Source organism: Pandoraea communis, from assembly GCF_902459745.1.
Taxonomy (GTDB): domain Bacteria; phylum Pseudomonadota; class Gammaproteobacteria; order Burkholderiales; family Burkholderiaceae; genus Pandoraea; species Pandoraea communis.
Genome location: NZ_CABPSJ010000001.1, coordinates 1,371,237 through 1,392,759, shown reverse-complemented (window position 1 = coordinate 1,392,759; position 21,523 = coordinate 1,371,237). Strand labels below are relative to the sequence as shown.

Genomic DNA, 21,523 nt, shown 5'->3' with positions numbered 1-21,523 from the left:
TGAGTGCGACACCCACGCCGGGCACCCCAACCGTCTGGCGTCACTTCGGTCCCGCTTTTTTGACGCCGATCACATCGGACTTCCCCGGTGACGCCGCGCACCTCGGGGCGAGAGCGGGCGCGATCTGCCGAGAGACGAATTTGAATGCGACCTGAGCCGCGACCGATGGCGCAAAAAGTGCGCTCGGCGGCTCCACCATGTGCATGACGTGCAGAAACCGGCGGTATATCGCCGCGTCGTCTACCGCCAGCCCGAGCAGTAACTCCACGTAGCGTTGCATGAGCCGCGCACGCCAATGCGCCGCCCCTCTCTGCCCGGTCTGACGCAAATCGACACCGGTCGAGAACGTCCAGGCATGCCGTGCGACACGCGCCAGCACGCGTTGCAACGTCAGACTCCCCGGCGCAGCGTCAGCACTGCGAAGTACGTACAGATGGGCATCGAGCGCCACCGCACTCAGCGCAGCCACAGTCATGCCCTGCCCATACACCGGGTTAAAGCAGCAGGCGGCATCGCCCAGTACCGCGAAGCCTCTGGGCCAGCGCGTCATCTCGTCGAAGTGCCGCACCCGGTTCTCCGTCTGGCGAAATCGGCGAATCGCCGATATGGGTTCGGCAGCGGCGATGGCGTCGTGGAGCGCCGGCACTCGCAGACTGCGCGCGAAAGCAACGAAGCTGTCTTCGTCACCGGGCGGATAGTTGCCGCCGACACCCGTCAAGGTAACGATCCACCGATTTCCCTCAATGGGAAAAATCGTGCCGCTGCGCGGGCAGTCGGGCGGACGGCCATGCACCACCAACGCCTGCCAATCCCGCCATGGCGAGCGCTTCGGCACCGCGTACAGGCGGCTCGCATAGCCGACGCGGGCATCGACAACGGTCTCTCGCGGCATGTCGAAGCCGGCCGCGCGCAGCCACGAGGGCGTGTGCGAATTTCGGCCGCTGGCGTCGACGACGAAAGCGGCAGGCAGTGTCGTGACACCACCGGGACAACCCGCCAATACGCCGGGACGTTGTCGAATCGTGACACCGCAAACGTGCGTCTGCCCGGCGTCGAGACTCAGGCCGGTGACTTCGCACCCTGGCAGGACACTGACGCGCCGCTCGGCCAGCACGCGTTGACGCACCGCGAACTCAAGCAGGTCGCGGCTCGTCGACCAGGTCACGAAACCCTCGCCCGCCGCAGGCATCCAACCCGCCGCCGAGAACCAGCGTACCGACCGATACCAGTCGAGCGGCACGGCGCCTGCGTCCAGCAACGTTTGGCCAAGCTCGGGAAACAGGGCCTCCAGCGTGCGCCGCCCTCGCATGAGCAACTGGTGCACAAATTGACCTTGCGGCACGCCGGCCCTCGGCCCCGGTGCACCGGGCAATTCGTCGCGGTCGACGAGCCACACCTCTTCGAAGTGCCCGGTCAGCACCCGCGCCGCAAGCAGCCCGGCCACTCCTCCACCGATAACAATCGCGCGCGTTGCGGCGGACGTTGTGCCGCAGGGCATAGCCCCTACCGACGTCGTTGAAGTCATGGCGTGCCTCGTTATCGGAACCAGCGATTCAATCCGCTCTGCGATGCCGGCACATCGATCTGATGCTCGATTTGCCGATGAAACGCGGGAAGCCGGCTCCAATGCAACCCCGGACGCACGTGATGCGCGAGGTGATACCCATTGTTGAAAAACACGAGATTGAGCCAGATGTTGGCCTTCGTATGCGACGCCTTGAACGGATCTCGCGAGTAGAGATCGATATGATCGTCGTACGTCATGTGAATGAAGTTCAGCCATACCAGCACAATCGGTGCGACGAAGAAGATGAGCGCGTTGCGCGGGTCGTGAAGGAGCAACCCGATTAGCACAACGTAGCTGGCTGCCACTTGCCCGAGGCAACGTTGACGCAGACGCTTGCACGTGCGCCCGATGCGCAGCACGTGATAGTTGTACGTGAAGAAATAGTGAGCGATGTAAGCAAGCCGCGACATCCGCCGGCCGCCGGCATCTATCCAGCGTGACGGGTCGCGTTCCGGCTCGGTGTAATGCAGGTGATGGCCCCGGCTGTGATGCAGCCGGAACTTCGCGGCATACATGCCGGTTTCCAGCCACATCACAAGTTCAAGCACCCGATTGCGCCATCCGCTCGAGAACATGCCCACGTGCGATTGGTTATGCACTGCAGTGGATACTGCGATCTGGGGCAGCAACAGCAGTGCCGCCCACGCGATCGCCGTTCTCAGTTCATGCGCGAATAGGTAACCTGTCACCTGCGCCGCCGCGGTTCCCGCCACCAGCGCAAGCGGAGCGAGATCCTCCTGATAATGCAACCCTAGCCAACGGGCGAGATGTCTCATGATGCCTCCTTGCGCCGCTCGACCTCGATAGGCGAGCGCGCCTCAATGGACTTCGCCGGCGGCGGCGTTACGGCGCAGCCGGGCGAGCAACGCCGGTGGTGAGAAGCTCCAGCGCGCATTCATCGTGCCGACCGGACGATCGAATTGCAGCCACTGACTTTCGCAAGTCAGGGCAGACAGGTGATCGCGCCGGTAGGCCTTGGCGACAATGACGAATCGTGCCAACAGAGGAGCGCTCAATTCGGCAAAGTGTTCGAATACCACGTCCAGCGAATTCAGAACAAAGGCCAGATCGTGCGAAACCTCATAGAAGCGGTGTGAGATTGCCGTCCCGACCTGTCGGTTCGCTTCGATCAGCATCAGACCCGGTACATGGTCGAGGGGATGTTCGAAGAAGAAGGGATGACTCGGGTCGATATGAAGGGTCGCGATAAAGCAGTCGTATCCGTCGGGTGTGGCGTCGGTGCGCATGATCGACGCCACGAATACATTGGCCGGATCGGACTTGTGGACCAGTGTGTGATCCAGTGTCCTGGGCATCGCGAGTGCTTCGGTACCGTTACCACCGGGCAGACCGGCAACACGGCTCGTCAAGGGGGGCTGAAGGTTCATGGCGACTCCGTTCAAGGGCTTTCGGGGGGGTGAAATGCCCGTCGTCGCGAACCGCGACGGGCGAGCTGGGGGGGGAGTGGACGTAACGTTACGTCGATGCGTAGCCGCTGTACCCAACGCCGGGGGGTCGGCTTCTGCGGTGTTCGAGAAGCGATTGGACAATGCGAGACGCCGCCTCCTGCGCTGAAAACACGCAAGCCTCGATCGACGCGCCGCGCAAATAATCGCCAGCGAACGAGAGACCGTCGATCATGTGCCGACGGTCCTCCAGCAATGCCCGCAACCGATAGTGGTGCGGCGCGTAGGCGCACAGCCCCGGGTCGAACAGATGGGCGACGACATCCCGCCGGTCCGAGCGCTCCACCGGGACGTATTGGCGCAGGGTCGCCTCGGCGATATCCATCAACGCTTCGGCATGCGAATCATCGACACTATCGGCATGCCTGGCACGTTCGATAAGCTCGCGTGCCTTACGACCGCTGAACGTATAACGCACCATGTCCAGCCGATCGACGCCATAGGCGCCAGCGTTGCTCAACGCCTGGTCCGGACCAAATGACAGGCCCCGCACCTGGGCTGAGAATATTGGCCGGCGATACATCGCCACCAGAACCAGCACCGGGAAGTAGCGAATCCCGTCGAATGCTGCCGCGAGTACCGCATCGTGCTCACGAAGCAGGTCGGCACTGACGCCCGCTGGCGTCGCAAGCACCACGTGGTCGTATTCCATGTCACGGGTGCGGCCGTCGGCGTGACGCACCGACAAACCGCAGACCCGGCCGTTGCGAACCGCGATACGCTCGACGCGAGCCTCGCAGCGGACCTGTACCGAAGCGGTTGCCGCGTCGACGAAGGCACCCATGCCGTCCTTGAACTGATCGTAGGTATCGAGCCACATCCCCAGGTGGGTGCCGAAGTTGCCAAGGTAGATCTCGTCGGGCTCCGCGCCGTTCATTCGTACCGACATTGCCCGCACGACGGCGCGGCAAAATTCCGGGCTGAAGTGCGAACTGAGCGGCGAGTCGTCGTAGTGTCTGGCCAGACTTGCGAATGACGGGCTGTCAAGAAACCGGTTGCGCGCATCGAGCCACACTCGCAGGCAAAGTCCGCCGAGGCGCAAGGCGTCTGCCGGCGGGCAGCCCCGCATGTATGCGAAGGTACTACTCAGGCGACGCGTGCTGTCCAGCGTGACAATCCGGCCATTCCGGATACGTGACGTGTTGATGCCGAAAGGCTCGAACGCAAATGGACCGAGTTCGTGGGCGAGTGTGCGAAAACGCTCGTAGTGCCGACCGATGTTCTTGCCGCCCAGATCGATCCGGCAACCGTCGAGCGTGGCGGAACAGATCCGGCCGCCCACCGTCGCTTGCCGTTCGATCAACTCAGCAGGAATGCCGGCCTTGCGCAGATAGTGCACCGTCGCAATGCCGGATATGCCGCCGCCAACGACGGCGCATGCCGCAGTGGATGTCATCGTAGAGCCCCCGCATGTTCATGGGACATGCTTCAAGTGTCGTGACAATGACACTCGAATATCACGACATCCTAAGCATAGGTGAATGAAACAAACCGCTGTAATCCCATAGCGCGTTTACTCATAGTGAACTGTCACAGTCACTTGATAAACGTCGTGTCCTTTGCATCCCGTTGGAATTTCCAGGGCCGTTCGACGACGCGATGCCGGTTTGCACGCGTGCCTTCGCGCACAAACAGAAAGGGCCGGGTTCTGTGGAATACAGAACCCGGCCCTTGACCGAAAGACTTTGCAAACGAACGTTACGCGCTCAGTGCTTCACCTCATATGCCGTCTTTCGACGCGTGTCACTCATGCATGGCATGCGAGCATCGTCGCTACTGCACGCGTGGCGTCCCTTCGTTATCGTTGGCGCCGCTGATGTCGGCGGCCCCGGCAAGTAACGCCACATAGTGGCGCAACGCGCGCGCTCGTGCTTGTTCGTACAACAGCGCGGCAATACGCTCGGCCACGCGCTCAAACGGCGGCATGCGCCCTTTCACGCGGCGCTCGATACGTACGACATGGAAGCCATAGCGTGTGTTCACGAGTCTCGGCAACACGCCCAGACGGTCACCGCAGAACAGCACCAGCTCAAACTCCGGCGCGCCGCTACCGCGGGCAAGCATGCCCAGACTGCCGCCTGCGCGCCCTGACGGACAATCCGACATCGATTGCGCCACCGACTCGAACGAGGCCGGCTCGGCGAGCACGGCATCCAGTGCCGATTGCGCGCGTTGCAACGTGGTGGACAGCGGCACGCCCGCCGACAGCGCAAACAGAATGTGACTCGCCTGCACTTTATCGCCGACGCGAAACTGACTCGCATGTTCGTGGAAATAGGCCCGGCATTCGGCTTCGGTCGGACGACGTACCTGCACATCGCGGGTGAAAAGCGCGTCGACGATCGCGTCGTCGCTCGCGTTCGCGTCATCGGCATCGGTCAGCAGCCGCAAGTCGCGCGCGCGCTGGCGCAGCAACTCGCGGCTGACGAGCGCGCGCTGGGCAGCCGCTTCCGGATCGGCCGCGTCTCGATGCAGATCGATCTCATCGGCGACGCGGCGTGCGTCGATGACAATCCCATTGACACTCAAAGACATGACGGACTCCCACGAAAACCTTCATTGCCCCCGCTCATACGCACGCATCGGTCCCTTTCCGCGTGCCAATCGCCTGCCGTCAGAACTCGTTCTGAATACGACGGTAGGCACGTGCGAGCTGCACGTTCGTGCGGCTCACCGACTCGGAAAACTCACGCGCGTCGACGGTGACTTTCGGAATGGTCGCGAGATCGGTCTCGCGGCTGATGTGTGTGGTCGAGGGAATGTAGAAATTCTCGGGAATATCGCGTCCATCGACCACGCTGTTGTGCCGCACCACCACGCCATCGTGCACGACGCAGTTGAACAGCACCGAATTGAACCCGATGAAGACGTTGCTGCCGATAACACAAGGCCCGTGCACGATGGAGCGATGGGCAATCGATGTGTTTTCGCCGATGGAAACGCGTGCGCCGTCCTTCGAATGGATCACAACCCCGTCCTGGATATTGGAGTTGGCGCCGATCACGATCGGCTCCATCCCGCCGTTCTCATCGACCTCATCGGCACGCAACACCGCGTAAGGTCCGATGAAGACGTTCTCCCCGACGATGATCTGGCCGCACAGAATGGCCGTGGGATCGACGAACGAGGTCTCGTGCACCACGGGGTAATCCCCGCGCGGGTTCTTTCTCAACATTGTTCAGTGACTCCGGACCGCTCGCTCGTACGCCGGGTTGCAGCAGGACATCGCGCATCTCGCACGACACATCGCTGCCTGAGCTGACCACGTCGGAATACGCCCAGTGGGCGAGCGGGGAAAGGGAACACGGACGGGCGCCGTGATGCGGATTCTCTCACCGCCGCGAACGGTATATCGAAGTTGTAGGCGATGAGAGACAGAAAGGCAAATACACGCGATGACGGTGCGTGCACCCGTTGCGCGCCGCACACACCCGCGTGCGGCGCATGAGAAGCTCAGTGTTGCGCGCGCGCGGCCGGTGCCGGCGAATCGTTCGCGGTGCCAGTCGGACGGCCTCGCCAGTAGCCCGCGAGCAGCGACCCCGAAAGGTTGTGCCACACGGAGAACAGTGCGCCCGGCAGTGCGGCCAGCGGCGTGAAGTAGATCTTGCCGAGCGTGGCGGCCAGCCCCGAGTTCTGCATGCCGACTTCGATGGCCAGCGTGCGGCAGATCGATTCGTCGAACCCCAGCAAACGTCCGCCCCAGTAACCGCCGAGCAGACCCAGTCCGTTGTGCAATATCACGCCGACCATCACCAACGGCCCGACCGTGGCGATGTTGCCCTGATTGGCACCGACCACCGCGCCGATGATGAGCACGATAGCGACCATCGAGACGAGCGGCAGGTAGCCTTCGACAGCGCGTACCGCACGACCGAGATAGCGGTTGATGAGCAGCCCCGCGCCGATCGGCAGCGCCACGATCTGAAGAATCGACAGCAACATGCCCTCGACGTCGACCGCAATCGAGGCATCGACATACAGGCGCGTGAGCAACGGCGTGGCGAACACACCGACGAGCGTGGACATGGCGCTGATCGTGACCGACAGCGCTACGTCGCCGCGCGCCAGATAGATCATGACATTCGACGCCGTGCCGCTCGCCACACTGCCCACGAGCACCATACCGGCCGTCAGATCCGGCGGCATGTGCAACACGCGCGCAATGATCCAGGCCGCCAGCGGCATGACAAGATAGTGCAGCACCACACCAGCGACAATCGGCGCAGGACGCGTGAATACGCGCTTGAAATCGTCGAAGGTGAGCGTCACGCCCATCGCGAACATCACGACGGTCAGGAGCGCCGTGACGTGCGGCGTAATGCCGGAGAAGCTGCCGGGCGAATAAAAGGCGAGAACGGACAGCAGCAGGGCCCACAACGGGAACAGCCGGGTGACACGGGCAATCATGAAATCCTCGAAGAACAGGTACGCGGCGCGTGCGCTGACGAGCCGGTGCGGCCGGGTCACGCCCGGCATCATCGCCTCTGCCACACCCGAGCCGCCGGGCGCAAAAGGTTAATATTTTACTTATTTTGCGCAACCCGGCCTTCCGGAACCGTCCGGATGACGCTGACCGGTGCGAATCGCGGGCCGCGCCGCGACCTCGCATGACGGCGAGACGAATGCCAGACGCGCAACTCAAGTTCATCGGAATGTTGAGTTGCGCGCGCACCGTTAATACCTCTTGCGAACGCTCAGTCTCGCTTGGGTTTGCCCATCAGCAGCGCGCCCCCGGCGCCGTCACGACGCGCCGGGCGCGGACCTCGCTGGGCGAAGTCGCCGCGCTCGCCACCGCCGCCCTGTACACGAGGAGCGTTCGGTGCGTTGCGGCCTTCCTGACCTTGACGCGGCGTAGCGGAATTCTGTGCGGCACGCGTTGGTGCGCGTTGGGCATCGCCCTGGCGCTTGGGCGCCTGTTGGCGTTGCTGGGCACCTTGGCCGGCATTGCCGGCGTTCATGCCGGTACCTGCCTTGCCACCGTTGCCACCATTCCCCCCCTGACGGCCGCCGCGCTCGCCTTCGCGACGCGGCTTCGGCTCATCGCTGTGCCGTGCACCCCGGCCCGCGTCGCGCGGCTCACGGGCTTCACGCGGGGCGCGTGCCGGTTGGCGCGCGTCGTCACCGCCGCTGCGTCCGCCACGACCGCCAGCGCCACGGCCCTGTTGCGTCTTGCGAATCGGTTGCGCCACGGCATGCGGGTCCGGCTCGAAGCCCGGAATCACTTCGCGGTCGATCGTGCGCTTGATGAGGCGCTCGATCTGCGTGAGCAGTTGATGTTCGTCCACGCACACGAGCGATACGGCTTCGCCGTTCGCGCCTGCACGGCCCGTGCGGCCGATACGGTGCACGTAGTCTTCCGCCACTTCCGGCAGATCGAAGTTGACCACATGCGGCAGTTGGTCGATGTCGATACCGCGTGCGGCGATATCGGTCGCGACCAGCACTTGCAGCGTGCCGCTCTTGAATTCGGCGAGCGCACGCGTACGCGCGCCCTGACTCTTGTTACCGTGGATGGCGAGCGCGGGAATGCCGCCCTTCGTCAACTGTTCGGCCAGACGGTTCGCACCGTGCTTGGTGCGGGTGAACACGAGCACCTGAAACCAGTTGTGCTCGCGCACGAGGTGCTCCAGCAGTTCGCGCTTGCGGTCGCGATCGACCGGGTGAATCTTCTGTGCGACGGTCTCGGCCGTAGTGTTGCGACGTGCCACTTCGATGAGCGCGGGCGACTTGAGCAGGCCATCTGCCAGTTGCTTGATTTCGTCGGAGAACGTGGCCGAGAACAGCAGGTTCTGACGCTGCGCAGGCAACACCGCCAGCACCCGGCGGATATCGCGGATGAAGCCCATGTCGAGCATGCGATCGGCTTCGTCCAGCACGAGAATCTCGACGCCGGACAGGTCGACCGTCTTCTGCTGCATGTGATCGAGCAGACGGCCCGGCGTGGCGACGAGAATGTCTACGCCACGCGCCAATTGCTTGACCTGCGGCACCATCGACACACCGCCGAACACGGTCATGGATGTCAGGCGCAGGTACTTGCCGTATTGCGTGACGCTTTCCTCGACCTGTGCGGCCAGCTCGCGCGTGGGAGTCAGCACGAGGGCACGCACGGGTCGCTTGCCGTTCGCCTGCGCGGGACGCGCACGCGAAGCGAGCATTTGCAGAATCGGCAGCGTGAAGCCTGCCGTCTTGCCGGTCCCGGTCTGGGCTCCGGCGAGGAGGTCGCCGCCTTGCAGGACGGCCGGAATCGCTTGCAGTTGAATCGGAGTCGGGTGCGTATAGCCAAGGTCGGCAACCGCACGCAGGATGTCGGCCGATAGGCCGAGCGTTTCAAAAGACATATAAAGACCAATGCGCGGACTCCACGATGTGTGTCCCCGCGCGTATCGATGTTGTTTATTTTTGGTGGAATGCCCGCGTAGGGCGTGCGACGGGCATCGCGCTCATAGGGGGCGATGCGCCGGATGACGCCGGCAAGACGACCCGCCGGCGATGAAATCAAGCGGCTTGGCGGGCGAGGCCGTCGCGGGTACGGCCGTGTCTTGAAAGCGGGTAGTTTACCATGTGCCCTTTCCCAAGTCAGTCGACATCGGTTTTTGGACGTCCGCAAGGCCCAATATTCGGATATTCCACCACGCGTGCGAACACCCCGGCCGAGCCGCTACACTGACGCCATTGCCCCAACGCCCTGCCGCCTGCCCCGTGCGATTCGACCTGACCGATCTGCGTCTTTGCCTGCTGGTTGCCGACGCCGGCAGCATCACCGGCGGCGCCGAACGCGCCCATCTGACGCTGGCCTCCGCCAGCGCGCGCATACGCGGTCTCGAAGAGGCGCTGGGCGTTGCGCTGTTCATGCGTCACCGCCAGGGGGTCATTCCCACACCTGCGGGACGCGCACTGCTCGCTCACGCGCGACGCGTGCTCGCCCAGATCGAGCAAATGCGCGGCGAATTGGGCGAATACGCGGCCGGGCTCAAAGGCAACGTACGCATCGCCGCCAACACCGTTGCGATGTCCGAGTTCCTGCCAGATCTGCTGGGCGCGTTCCTCGCCGAGCATCCGAGCGTCGAGATATCACTGCGCGAGCAGACGAGTCCGGCCGTCGTGCAAGCGGTGCTCGAAGGGGCGGCCGACATCGGCGTCGTCTCCGACTGGATCGAATTGACGGGACTGGAGACGGTGCCGTTCCGGCAAGACCGGCTGGTCGTCGTCACGCCGCCGGGTCATGGGCTGGCCGCACAGCAAGACGTGGCATTCATCGACGTACTGGACGGCGAGTTCGTGGGCCTGCCTGAACAGAGTGCACTGGCCGAGCATCTGGACGGCCACGCGAAACGTGCGGGACGGCCCCTGCACTACCGCCTGCGCCTGCGCGACTTCGACAGCCTGTGCCGGGCCGTGGCCGCCGGAGCGGCGCTGGGTATCGTGCCACTGAGCGCCGCCCGGCGCTCGGCGGCTGTGCTGGGCATCGGCATCGTGCCGCTCTCGGACCCATGGGCGCTGCGCATGCTGGTGCTGTGCGTGCGAGCGCGCGACGCCCTGCCCGTCTACGCCCGGCAGCTGCTCGATCGGCTGGCGGCGCCCGTCGCCACAAAAGAAAACGGCACGACATAAACGTCGTGCCGTTGTGCCACTGCGCCACCCCTGTGGCGCGAAAACGAAACGTATTACATCGCCGCCGGCGTCGATGCACTGCGTCCGCGCAGCAGCGCGTAGAGGATGATCGCGCCGAACGTGGCGCAACCGATGCCGCCCAGCGAGAAGTTACCGAACTTCAGCGTGAAGTCGCCCGCACCGAGCACCAGCGTGACGGCTGCGACGATCAGGTTGCGGTTATCCGAGAAGTCGACCTTGTTCTGCACCCAGATGCGCGCACCGGCCACCGTAATCAGACCGAACACCACGATCGACACGCCGCCCAGCACCGGGCCGGGAATCGTCTGGATGACCGCGCCGAACTTCGGCGAGAAGCCCAGCACCAGCGCGATCACCGCCGCCACGGCGAAGACCACCGTCGAATAGATCTTCGTGACGGCCATCACGCCGATGTTCTCTGCATACGTGGTCACGCCCGTGCCGCCGACGCTGCCCGACACAATGGTCGCCAACCCGTCGCCGAGGAACGCGCGGCCCATGTAGCGGTCGAGATTCTGCCCGGTCATGGCGCTCACCGCCTTGATATGACCGAGGTTCTCCGCCACCAGAATGATGGCGATGGGAGCGAGCAGCACCATAGCTTCCGGCTTGAACACCGGCGCAGCGAAATGCGGCAGGCCGAACCATGCGGCGTTTGCCACGATGGAGAAGTCGATGGGCTTACCGAGGCCCATGCCGTTGGTCAGCACGGCGTAGAGCACGTAGGCGAGCAACAGGCCCACGAGAATCAACAGACGCTGCACCATGCCGCGCGCGAACACCGCGACCAGCCCCACACACAGCACCGTCACGAGCGCCATCCACGTATCGAAGCTGGTGGCCGAGACGCCCTTCACGGCGACCGGCGCGAGGTTCAGGCCGATGACGGCCACCACGGCCCCCGTCACCACCGGCGGCATGAGCGCTTCGATCCAGCGGGTGCCCACGGCCATCACGATCAGGCCGATGACGGCGTAGAGCACGCCGCACGCAATGATGCCGCCGAGCGCCACCGGGATATTCAGGTTCGGACCGCTGCCGGCATAGCCCGTCACCGAGATGACGAGACCGATGAAGGCGAAGCTCGAACCGAGATAGCTGGGCACACGCCCGCCCACGAGCACGAAGAACAGCAACGTGCCGATGCCCGACATGAAGATCGCGAGATTCGGGTCGAAGCCCATGAGCAACGGCGCGAGCACGGTCGAGCCGAACATGGCGACCACGTGTTGCACCCCCATCGCGATGGTCTGCGGCCAGGGCAGACGCTCATCCGGGGCGATCACGCGGCCGGTGCCCGTGTCCTGTTGCTGCCACTTCGGGAAGTAACCCTCAGCCATGTCGATCTTCTCCTGTGTGCCGTGCCACCTCGTGCGACATGTGTGGAACGAGCGGCGCGTGGGTCGATGGGAAAACTGGCGGCAGTGTACGGAGCGCCCGCACGGAAGGCAAGGCGAGAAAAAGCACACCCCGATACGTTGGCCGGGCACGACAGCCCGCCGTCAACGTTTGCCGACCCCCTGGAGAATGACGTCGGCCAACCCGGTGTAGTTGCCGTCGAAATGATGACCGCCCGGCATCTTCACAACCTGAACGCGCTTGGGATCGAGCCCCGGGCAGTTGCTGTCGTTTTCGTCGGCGCCATATACGCACATGGCCATCCCGTCAGGCAGACGCTCCACTTCCGGACGAATCGGCAGACCGTTCTGGCTCGACATCACCCAGTTGGTCATACGGAATTCGAAATCCGCTTTCTGGCCGAGTCCCATCAGCACAAGCAACCCGACACGCTCGCGGGCCACGGGGGGCAGACGATTGACCATGAACGGCAGCACGTCGGCGCCTTGTGAGTAGCCGATGAGGATCACGCGCTTCTTGTTCCAGCGCGTTTGATAGAAGCGCATGAGGCGATCGATGTCGAGCGCGCCGGACGCCGGCGTGCGCGCCGACCAGAAGTAGCGCAGCGAATCGATGCCGACCACGGGAATGCCGTGCGCGGAGAGCGCGCCGGCGACGTCGCGGTCGAGTCCGGCCCAACCGCCGTCGCCCGAGAGCAGGATGGCGAAGGTGTCAGCCATGTTCGCCGCAGGCTTGCCCGTGGCCGGCACCTCGATGACCGGCAAGTCGGCCACCGCCGCAGGCGGACGGGCCGTGCCGGCCACGTGATGCGCGTTCAGACGCCGGAATGCGTTCTTGTACTGCGTCACCCAATCGGCCAGCACAGGGATCGACGGGGCGCCCGTGGCGGATGGCGTGCCGGAGGTATCGACAGCCCCCAGACTGCCCGCGAGCCCGCCGACGAGCCAGGTCGCGTTCGGCGTGCGCGCGGCGAATTCCTGCGCCACCCGATCCGAGCAGCGCGGCGCACGCGCGGCGGGGCCGCCCATCGGACCGCCCATCGTCATCCACGGCGCACTCATGACGGGCGCGGGCAGCAATCGCATCGGCGCGCCGCCTGCCGTGTGCGTGATGCCGCGTCCGAAATGCACGCCTTCGCCCTGGCACAGCGGCCGGGACATCGGCAGCACCGGACAGAAGTCGACGGACAACGCGCCCGAGAACGTGTCGCTTCCCGCCTGCGCGAGCATCGCGTAGGCAAACGTACCGCCTACGCCATCGCCAACGAGAATCGGCGGGGTATAGCCGGGCAGCTTCACCGCCGCCTCGACCCATCGGCCAAAGTTGTCGAGATCGCCCGCCGCGTAGACGCAGGCAATGTCGTCTTTGGTGTAGTTGGCTATCAACCGGGCGGTGTCGATGCCAGCTACGAGCGCCCCGGTGTCCGCGAGCGCGCGGGCCATGCGTTCGGCACGCGGCGTCCAGCCGTCGTCGTCAGAGAAGAACAGCACCGTCGCATTCGGCTCGCCTTGCGGACGGAAGATGGGCACAGACTCGAAGCGGCCATGCGTCATGATCTCCGGCGCGGCGTTGCCTGCGCCGGAGGCTGCGGCAGCCTGGGGCAACACCTGCGCAGGCACGCTCGACGCTGCGGCCGGGGGCTGTGCGACCGGCCCCGGCCTGGGGGCGGGTTTGAGCACATTGGGGCGCGTTGCCGCTGCCGCCGCAGTCGCCATCGATGCCGTGGATGCCATCGGGGTCGACACCTGGGCCAGTGCGGCGGCGGACGTCATCGTCACCGCGCATGCGGCGACACTGACACCGATGCGACGCGCCCAGCGCGGGGCGTGAGTGTCGTACGCGCGATTACGCGATCTCGCGTGCTTTTCGTCCGCCTTGCCGCGCGTCACCATCGTGTTCCCCGTCATTTGGTAATCATCCCTTTCCAGCCACCGCCCACGAGCGCCGCCACGTCGGCCAGCGTGAACATCGGCGCGATACCGCCCGGCGTCATCAGATAACGCGCTTCCCATTGCGGATCGAATTTGTCCTTGAAGCTGCGCAGCCCCCGGAAGTTGTAGAAGCGCGCGCCGTGCGCGAACATCATGCGGCCGAAGCGATGCCAGCGAGGCGCGAGCTGATGCGTCTGCATGCCCGACATGGGCGCCATGCCCAGACCGAAACGCTGATAGCCCTGCGCTTTGAAATGCAGCATCAGTTTCGCGAACAGGAAGTCCATCGTGCCCGGCGGCGCATCGGGGACTTGTCGCATCAGGTCGATGCTCGCCTCGATGCGCTGTACGTCGGGGCACATTAGCGTGGCGAACGCCACAAGCCGCTCGTTGCGACGCACGAGCGCCACCGGCTGACGTGCGACGTAGGCATCGTCGAACGCGCCGAGCGAGAAGCCCTTCTCACGCGTGTGCTGTCGCGCGAGCCATGCATTCGACACCCGCCGCATCTCCGCGATGTACGGCGCTACTGCCTCGGGCGGCACGATCTCCAGCGTCAGCCCGTCGCGCTCGCCGCGCGTCACCCCATGGCGCAGATTCGCGCGACGCGAGCCTTGCAGGCTGAACTCCGGCAGCGAGACAAACGCCTCCTCACCGAGCTTGAAAGCGCGCAGTCCGGCGTCGATATACAGCGGCAGCGCCTGCGGACGCGTCTTGTAGAACGCCGCGCGCCCGCCATGTGCGTCGGCCAGTTCGATGAAGCGCCAGATCAGTTCGGGCCACTCCTTCTGATCGCCGACCGGGTCCGAGAGCGATATCCACGAGCGGCGATGCTTCGCGTACATGATGAACGCGTTGCCCGATGGCGAGAACAGAAAGCTCTTGTCGCCCATGAGCGCGAGACAGGCGTCGGCAGCCGCTTGCTTGCGGATGACGGCCCGCGCGCGCGCCAGTTCTTCTTCGCTTGCCGGCACCACCGCGCCGGGGGACTGACGCAGCAGTTGCCACAGCGACAGCCCCAGACCCATCACGGCCACCACCATCAACGCACGCATGGAGCGCGGCGCATCGCCGTCGAACGTGAACTGCCACCAGAGCTGATTCGCGTAGCCCACGCGGCGGTACGCCATGAACATCAGCCATGTACACGCGCCCAGCACCGACAGCACCGCAATGATCCAGCCCGGCTCGAACGTCTGCGTGAAGAGCGACGAGCGCCGGTCGAACTGCTTGCGCGAGACGAGCAACAACGTGGCGAGCACGGCCAGCACGAAGCACTCCGACAGCGCGATGCCCTTCGGAATTGCCAGCACCGCCGCGACGATCGTCAGGCCGAGCGAGCCCCACCATGCCGCATCGAGCCGGTGCAGCAGACCACGCGCGAGGAACAGCATCGCCAGCCCAGCCACGCTGCCGAGCAAGTGCGACAGCTCCACAAGGAACAGCGGCACATGAGCGCGCAGGAAGTCTTCCGCATCGCGGGTGGCCGGCGTCACGCCCGAGATCAGCAGCATCACCCCGGCAACGAGCGTGAGCGCCGCCAGCAGGCCGGGAAAGAGCCGCACGGCCGCTCGCCCGATCGGTACCGCCGGACCCTGACGCAGTTCGAAACCGGCGAGCAGGCACGCCGCGAGCATCAACGGCAGCAGGTAGTAGATGCCGCGATAGAGCACCAGCGCCCCGGCCACCTGACTGACGGGGGCGTGGCCGTGCGTCGCGAGAAGAATCACGGCCTCGAACACCCCTACGCCGCCCGGCACATGACTGAGCACACCGAGTGCCATGGCAATCGCATAGAAGACGACGAAGGTCGGCAGATCCACCACGCCCGCAGGCAGCAGGCACCACAATGCGGCAGCGGCCATGCCCAGATCGGCGGCGGAGATCAGCAACTGGCGCAATGCGAGGTCAATGGGCGGCAGCGGCACAGGCCAACGGCCGAACAGAGACACCGTGCGCCTACGGGCGCACAGGATGAGAAAGGCGACCGCCCCGGCCAGCAGCAGCACGGCGAATGCCTGCAGCATCCAAGCCGGAATCGGCACCAGCGCCGAGACGCGCGATGCGCCCCACAACATGCCGAGCGAACCGAACACCGTCATGCCTAGCCCGAACGCCCCGGTGTTGAACGCCACGGCGTGCGCGACCTTCGACGCATCGATGCCGGCGGCCGCATACATCCGCATCCGTACGGTGCCGCCCGTGAGCACCCCAAGGCCGACGGAGTTGCCCAACGCGTAAGCGATGAACGAGGTAAGTACGACGGTCGAACGCCTGACCGTCGCCCCGGCGAAGCGCAGCCCGGAAATGTCATAACCGGTCAGCGCCGCGTAGCTCGCCAGGGTTGCCAGCATGGCAAGCACCAGGCGCGTCAGGGGCGTGTTGTGAATCGCGGCAACGATATCGTCGTAATGCACATGGCGCAGCATGTGATGCAGCGCGTCGAAGACGAAGAGCCCGAGCAGCGCGATACCGGCGACGATCAGCCAGGGCCGTGCGGCGCTCCACGGAACACGCCGGAGCCAGCGCAACGGGGCTGGCAGTGCGAGCCAGGCGGCCTCGGCGGGTGGCAGCGGTGGAATGGGGGGCGGCCCGGGCGGGCTGCCACTCGCCCCGCCGGCGGCAGGTGCCGCAGCATGGGGTCCGCCGGTGGTCATTGGCAACGCCACCGGGGAAGGAGCATCTGCGGGCCGGCTCGGGCGCGCGCGGGAGGGTTCAGTCATGTATCGGTCGAGCCTTTGGGCCGGCACGACGCCATCTTCGGGACGCCGCCCCTACGGCCTATGGGCGAGTCGGAGCCTGTTTGGGCGATAGCTTACACCCCGATGCGTGACAGGTCTTGTCCGTGACGGCTGACAAAACGGCCGTCGTCCCCGGAGAGCCCCGTGTGGCGAGAGATCCCGCCCGATCTCTTGCGATGCGAGGGAATGGCGGCGGTCCGATACCGGTGACATCCGGCGCGCCGTGCTCCGCCTCGGCGGGTTGCCTCCGCACGATTGCGCATAGCCATGAGCGGCAGGCCGCGATATGTGCAACTTAATGTAAAATACCGGGTTTTTAATAGCCATTTGAACGAAGTTTTTCCTAAACTTCGATTTCGAAGATCGCCGCAATGCGGCACGTGCGCACACCGAACCATTCCGACTCCGAAGAGAGTCGCTTCGCGGTTCGAAGCATCGTGCGCGGGGGGAGTTGTCATGAACGTCGAACGGCATAGCCGTCCGGCAGGGGCACGTCTGAATACGCCGTTGGCATTGCGATGCAATTCGCATGCCGTCGTGCGCGCTATGGGCCGATGCGGTGCGTCTGTGCGCCGTGCTGTCCTGGGTGTCCTGCTGGGCGCTGCCACGCTGATGATCGCGAGCCATGCGCTCGCACAATCCACTTCACAGGCGAGCGCTGCGAGCGCCGGCAATACAGTCGTCGCGCTACCGTCGTCCGGCATGGCCGTGCCGATCCAACCGGCCGTCCCAATCGGTCAATCGACCCTCGCGCAGGGTGTCGCGCAACTCAAGGAGCGCTACAACCTGTCGCACGTCTGGTTACGCACAGAATCGGATGCCGGAGGCGTGCTCGAAGCGGCAACGCCGGGCGACGAGGTTCAACAGTTACTGCCCGTCGCCAGTCTGTCGAAATCGGTGACGGCCATCGGCATTGCCTTGCTCGTGCAACAGGGCAAGCTCTCGCTCGACGCCAGACTCGGCGATCTGCTCGACGCTTATTCGAAGCAACACGGCAAGCCCCTCGATCCGTCGCTGCGCGAGTTGACCGTGAGACGTTTGCTCGCGCATCGCGCAGGTCTGGCGACGAACGGTTTCAACGATCCCGTCAATGGTCTGTTCAGCGGGCTCGCGATCCGGCGCGTCGGCGGCAGCGCCGATTTCTTCAACTATCTCGACGCGGGCGAAGCCGGGCACTCCAGCGGCAAGTCGGATTTCGTCTACTCCAACGTCTCGTACCTGCTGCTCGGCATGGTGATCGAAGCCGTCTCCGGTGAGGATTACAAGGACTTCTGCGAGAAGAACATCTTCGCACCGCTCGGCGTGACAGAGGCCAAGCTGCCGGATAGCTGGCGTCTGCTGGCGCCGTTCGCCGGATGGCAGATGTCGACGGGCGCACTGCTCAAGGTGTGGCAGGTATTCGACATTCGCCATCCGGGCCTGCTCACCGAGAAGACGTTGCGCACGCTGTTGCTCGACAAGCAGTCAGGGCCAGTGAATGCCGATCGCGACGTGTATTACACGCTCGGCGTATTCATGCTGACGGGCGCCGGCGAGCGCAGTTACCGCATCAGTCACGACGGCATTGCCGACTTCTTCCGCACGCAGTCGACCTATTACACCGTGGTGGAGAAGACCGTGCCGGGCGACAGCTGGGCGTTGGTCGTGTCGCCCATCCCCTCGCGCGGTCAGTTCGGTGCGATTCAGCGCGACGTGCGCCGGATCATTCGTCAGGCGCGGCTGGTGCCTTGATGCCGGCGGCGACGTCGACACCACCGAAATCGCACACCCACTTACCTGCGATCAGCGCGCGCTTCTGCGACGCAGTCAATTGCTTGACGCGATACTCGGCCCGCGAGGCCGCCGAACGGTCGGCAAACGCAAGCGCGAGGAGCACGCGCGAGGGCGCATAGGCACGCGTGAAGCGCGCCCCCTTGCCCGCGACATGCGCCGCGTAGCGCGCCTCCACATTGACGGTGATGCCGGTGTAGATGCGTCCGCCTGCGCACTCCAGCAGGTAGAGGAACCAGGGTTTCGGGGTTGCGGCGGTCATGACTTTGTTCATTCCGTACACACGGATACTTCCCCGCATCGACTCATTGAAGATCATGTGAGGCCTGCGCCTGGCATTTCTGTCGGCCACGCGCAATCCCGGTGAAGACTTCATCGCAGCCGGGCGATCCGAATTATGGCGTATGAGGTGCCAGGTCGCCTACGAGACCAGCGGACAACTCGACTTATCGTCGAATCGGCATCGACAATTCCCCCAAGCCTCCACGGGTGACCACTGAGGCAGCAAGCAAAATTCAAATCGGGGCAATCTTTGACTTTTGTATCCAATTGGATACAATCTGCATGTACATCATCAATCAGAGTGGTGCGTTCCGCAGGTGGCTGAACGGGCTTCGGGATACGGCAGCCAAAGCAAGAATCCTTGTCCGCATCAAGCGCGCTGAGATGCGCGGGCGAAAACCCTGTGGAGTCACATCAAGAAGGAATTATCAAGATGAGTCACGCTGACATAACATGCTTCGATGCATCGGAGTATTTGGACAGTGACGAAATGATCGCCGAGTACCTGAATGCGGCGCTCGACGAGAATGACGCCGCGATCTTCCTTTCTGCGGTTGCCGACGTCGCGAAAGCGAAAGGCATGACGCAGGTGGCACTGGCGGCCGGTCTCGGCCGAGAAAGTCTGTACAAAGCACTTGCGCCAAACGCTCAACCTCGCTTCTTTACAATATTGCGAGTCATGCATGCGTTGGGGGTCACGTTTTCGGCCGTCCCCAATCGAACAGCGCACCGCTGAATTCGAGCGAGTTGTGAAGTCACCTTTGCGTTATACGTAGCAGACGATAACGCCCCCCCTTCTGGCCCATCATCAAAACGACAAGCGCCATGACTGACTCTGCTTCACCCGAGACACAGCACCTGCCGCCCGCTTCCGACATCCTGCGCCGCGAGCGATTGCATGCCCGCGTGCGCGCCCTTGGCGGTTACGCCGCCTATGTGCTGCTCGCACTCGCTCTATGGGCGGCCAGCCATGGCAGCACCACGCTTGGCCTGTCATCCACGGCGGCGCAGGCGGCCGTGCTCGTCCTCTTCACTATCGGTGCGTGGGCGTTCGGCATGTTCCCCGAACCGATCACGACGCTGACGTTCTTCCTGCTCGCCGTGCTACTGCACGTGGCGAAGCCCGAGGTGATCTTCGCGGGCTTTCATTCGGCGGCGTGGTGGCTTGTCTTCGGTGGCGCCGTCACGGGCATCGCCGTGCGCACGACGGGACTCGGTTCGCGTCTCGCGGCGACGGTCTTCGCACTGAAGCGTCCGACGTATCCGCGTTATGTCGCATCGGTGATGGTCGCGTGCGTGGGATTGGCCTTCGTCATGCCGTCGACGACCGGCCGGATTCTGCTGCTCATCCCCATCGTGCTCGCGCTCGCAGAGCGCATCGGTCTTACCGAAGGACGGCGCGGACGCACCGGCCTCGTGATGACAGTCGCCGCCGCGAGCTATATGCCGCCCACGACGATCCTGCCCGCGAACATTCCGAACAGCGTGCTCATGGGCGCGGCGGACTCGTTCTATGGCGTAAAGCTGCACTACGCGCCGTATCTGCTGCTGCACTTCCCGGTACTCGGTGCGCTCAAAGCTGCGGTGCTGGTGTGGGCGATCTGCCGCCTGTTCCCGGATGACGGCCCGCTGACTAACGCGTCGACCAATGCCGCGCCGCCGCTCACGCGCGATGCGCGACGCCTGTCGGCACTGCTCGCGCTCGCCCTCGCCGGTTTCGCCACCGACGCGTGGCATGGCATCTCTCCCGCGTGGATCTCCGTGGCCGCCGCCATCCTCTGTCTGCTGCCCGCCATTCACATCGTCACGCCGAAGACCTTCACCGAACAGATGCACATCACGCCGCTCGTCTACGTCGCCGGCTTTCTCGGCGTTGGCGCCGTAGTGGCAGATACGGGACTGGGAGAAAAGGTCGCGCAACTCTGTCTGGATGCCGTCGGCATGACCCCAGGCACACCCGCGATCAATGCCGCGTGGCTGATTGCCATCGGTGCGGCCATCGGGCTCGTGGCGACGCTACCCGGACTGCCCGCCGTGCTCACGCCACTGGCAGGGCACCTTTCCACCGCCAGTGGCCTGCCGCTCTATACCGTACTGATGCTGCAAGTGCCGGTGTTTTCCACCGTGCTGCTGCCCTATCAAAGCCCGCCGATGATGATTGCCATGCATCTGGGTGGCGTCGGCATGCGCGATGGCACGCGGCTTACCCTCGTCATGACGATCGTCACGCTCGTCTTTCTCTTTCCGCTCGACTATCTCTGGTGGCGTCTGCTCGGCATGCTGCCCTGAATTCCCCTGCCAAGCCATACGGTGGCCGACGCGATGCGGGCACAGCGCATGCCCTATCCCCGGCTGGGTTCGCGGCAAAAGACCAGCCAACGGTCGCCGTCCTCCTCCCGCCAGAACGCCCCTTCGCGCTCGAGAATCGCGCCGAGCCGCAGACGTACAGTGCGAAGGCGGGTGTCACTCACACCGGGCAGGATCATGCCGCGCACGTAGCCGACATGCGGCACCGTGCGCAATAGCGTGCGGATCAGTTGGCAAAAGCGCCGCACGGCATGCTCCCCCGCTTTGGACTCCGGACTCAACCGGAAATCGGTGATCGTGAGCACCATGCCCGAGGCCACTTTGTCGAGACGATGACAAAGGGACAGCTCGCCGTTCTCGACGCGCTGTCCCACTGCGACGCGCGTGCGCTCGCAGACTTCAACGCGCGCCGAAAAACGGTGACTCCTGAAAAATGCCGCAACGGCGCGCTCGCAGACTGTCATG

Annotated in this window: 17 protein-coding genes; 4 read left to right on the top strand and 13 right to left on the bottom strand. The window is 64.4% G+C overall.

Translation table 11 applies throughout. The features are described 5' to 3' along the window. Positions 1-40 precede the first annotated feature (40 nt). The 8 genes from PCO31110_RS06255 to PCO31110_RS06220 form a co-directional block, all read right to left on the bottom strand. Positions 41-1,525: an NAD(P)/FAD-dependent oxidoreductase gene (locus PCO31110_RS06255; protein ID WP_051126519.1), complete on the bottom strand. Its 1,485-nt coding sequence runs from the start codon at positions 1,523-1,525 to the stop codon at positions 41-43. An 11-nt stretch (positions 1,526-1,536) separates the two neighbouring features. Next, a complete protein-coding gene (locus PCO31110_RS06250) occupies positions 1,537-2,343 on the bottom strand; it encodes a fatty acid desaturase family protein (RefSeq protein ID WP_150689863.1) in 807 nt (268 codons plus the stop codon). Positions 2,344-2,385: 42 nt separating this feature from the next. Beyond that, positions 2,386-2,955 carry an AfsA-related hotdog domain-containing protein gene (locus PCO31110_RS06245; protein WP_150689862.1) on the bottom strand — a complete coding sequence of 190 codons (570 nt, stop codon included), beginning with the start codon at positions 2,953-2,955 and terminating at the stop codon, positions 2,386-2,388. 88 nt (positions 2,956-3,043) lie between these two features. Continuing rightward, positions 3,044-4,429 carry a protoporphyrinogen/coproporphyrinogen oxidase gene (locus PCO31110_RS06240; RefSeq protein ID WP_150689861.1) on the bottom strand — a complete coding sequence of 462 codons (1,386 nt, stop codon included), beginning with the start codon at positions 4,427-4,429 and terminating at the stop codon, positions 3,044-3,046. Positions 4,430-4,806: 377 nt separating this feature from the next. Next, on the bottom strand, positions 4,807-5,568 hold the full coding sequence (locus PCO31110_RS06235; protein WP_150689860.1) for a peptidylprolyl isomerase: 762 nt from the start codon (positions 5,566-5,568) through the stop codon (positions 4,807-4,809). Between the two features lie 79 nt (positions 5,569-5,647). Continuing rightward, positions 5,648-6,208: a DapH/DapD/GlmU-related protein gene (locus tag PCO31110_RS06230; RefSeq protein ID WP_010807585.1), complete on the bottom strand. Its 561-nt coding sequence runs from the start codon at positions 6,206-6,208 to the stop codon at positions 5,648-5,650. A 278-nt stretch (positions 6,209-6,486) separates the two neighbouring features. Further along, a complete protein-coding gene (panS, locus tag PCO31110_RS06225; protein ID WP_036664237.1) occupies positions 6,487-7,440 on the bottom strand; it encodes a ketopantoate/pantoate/pantothenate transporter PanS in 954 nt (317 codons plus the stop codon). 287 nt (positions 7,441-7,727) lie between these two features. Then, positions 7,728-9,374: a DEAD/DEAH box helicase gene (locus PCO31110_RS06220; protein WP_010807587.1), complete on the bottom strand. Its 1,647-nt coding sequence runs from the start codon at positions 9,372-9,374 to the stop codon at positions 7,728-7,730. A gap of 361 nt (positions 9,375-9,735) precedes the next feature. On the opposite strand from PCO31110_RS06220, the gene PCO31110_RS06215 reads away from it, so the two are divergent. Then, positions 9,736-10,647, top strand: coding sequence for a LysR family transcriptional regulator (locus tag PCO31110_RS06215; RefSeq protein ID WP_150584104.1), 912 nt, complete (start codon positions 9,736-9,738; stop codon positions 10,645-10,647). 53 nt (positions 10,648-10,700) lie between these two features. Here the strand turns inward: PCO31110_RS06215 and PCO31110_RS06210 are convergent, their stop codons facing one another. The 3 genes from PCO31110_RS06210 to mprF form a co-directional block, all read right to left on the bottom strand. Continuing rightward, on the bottom strand, positions 10,701-12,008 hold the full coding sequence (locus PCO31110_RS06210; protein ID WP_150689859.1) for a solute carrier family 23 protein: 1,308 nt from the start codon (positions 12,006-12,008) through the stop codon (positions 10,701-10,703). A 162-nt stretch (positions 12,009-12,170) separates the two neighbouring features. Next, positions 12,171-13,934 carry a virulence factor family protein gene (locus PCO31110_RS06205; protein ID WP_217427262.1) on the bottom strand — a complete coding sequence of 588 codons (1,764 nt, stop codon included), beginning with the start codon at positions 13,932-13,934 and terminating at the stop codon, positions 12,171-12,173. After that, positions 13,931-16,681 carry a bifunctional lysylphosphatidylglycerol flippase/synthetase MprF gene (gene mprF / locus PCO31110_RS06200; RefSeq protein ID WP_246189737.1) on the bottom strand — a complete coding sequence of 917 codons (2,751 nt, stop codon included), beginning with the start codon at positions 16,679-16,681 and terminating at the stop codon, positions 13,931-13,933. Before mprF ends, PCO31110_RS06205 begins: the two co-directional genes overlap by 4 nt. A gap of 474 nt (positions 16,682-17,155) precedes the next feature. On the opposite strand from mprF, the gene PCO31110_RS06195 reads away from it, so the two are divergent. After that, a complete protein-coding gene (locus PCO31110_RS06195) occupies positions 17,156-18,430 on the top strand; it encodes a serine hydrolase domain-containing protein (protein ID WP_174979329.1) in 1,275 nt (424 codons plus the stop codon). Here the strand turns inward: PCO31110_RS06195 and PCO31110_RS06190 are convergent. Further along, positions 18,402-18,731, bottom strand: coding sequence for a GIY-YIG nuclease family protein (locus PCO31110_RS06190; protein ID WP_246189736.1), 330 nt, complete (start codon positions 18,729-18,731; stop codon positions 18,402-18,404). The genes PCO31110_RS06195 and PCO31110_RS06190 overlap by 29 nt on opposite strands. A gap of 453 nt (positions 18,732-19,184) precedes the next feature. Here PCO31110_RS06190 and PCO31110_RS06185 point away from each other — a divergent pair, with 453 nt between their 5' ends. Together PCO31110_RS06185 and PCO31110_RS06180 are read left to right on the top strand one after the other, a co-directional pair. Further along, positions 19,185-19,487, top strand: a complete 303-nt coding sequence (locus PCO31110_RS06185) for an addiction module antidote protein (RefSeq protein ID WP_010807594.1) — start codon at positions 19,185-19,187, stop codon at positions 19,485-19,487. Between the two features lie 89 nt (positions 19,488-19,576). After that, a complete protein-coding gene (locus PCO31110_RS06180; protein WP_150689856.1) occupies positions 19,577-21,040 on the top strand; it encodes an SLC13 family permease in 1,464 nt (487 codons plus the stop codon). Between the two features lie 53 nt (positions 21,041-21,093). Here the strand turns inward: PCO31110_RS06180 and PCO31110_RS06175 are convergent, their stop codons facing one another. Then, the gene (locus PCO31110_RS06175; RefSeq protein ID WP_010807596.1) at positions 21,094-21,522 is read right to left on the bottom strand and encodes a secretion system effector SseE; all 429 of its coding nucleotides are present in this window, start codon (positions 21,520-21,522) and stop codon (positions 21,094-21,096) included. Position 21,523: the final 1 nt, after the last annotated feature.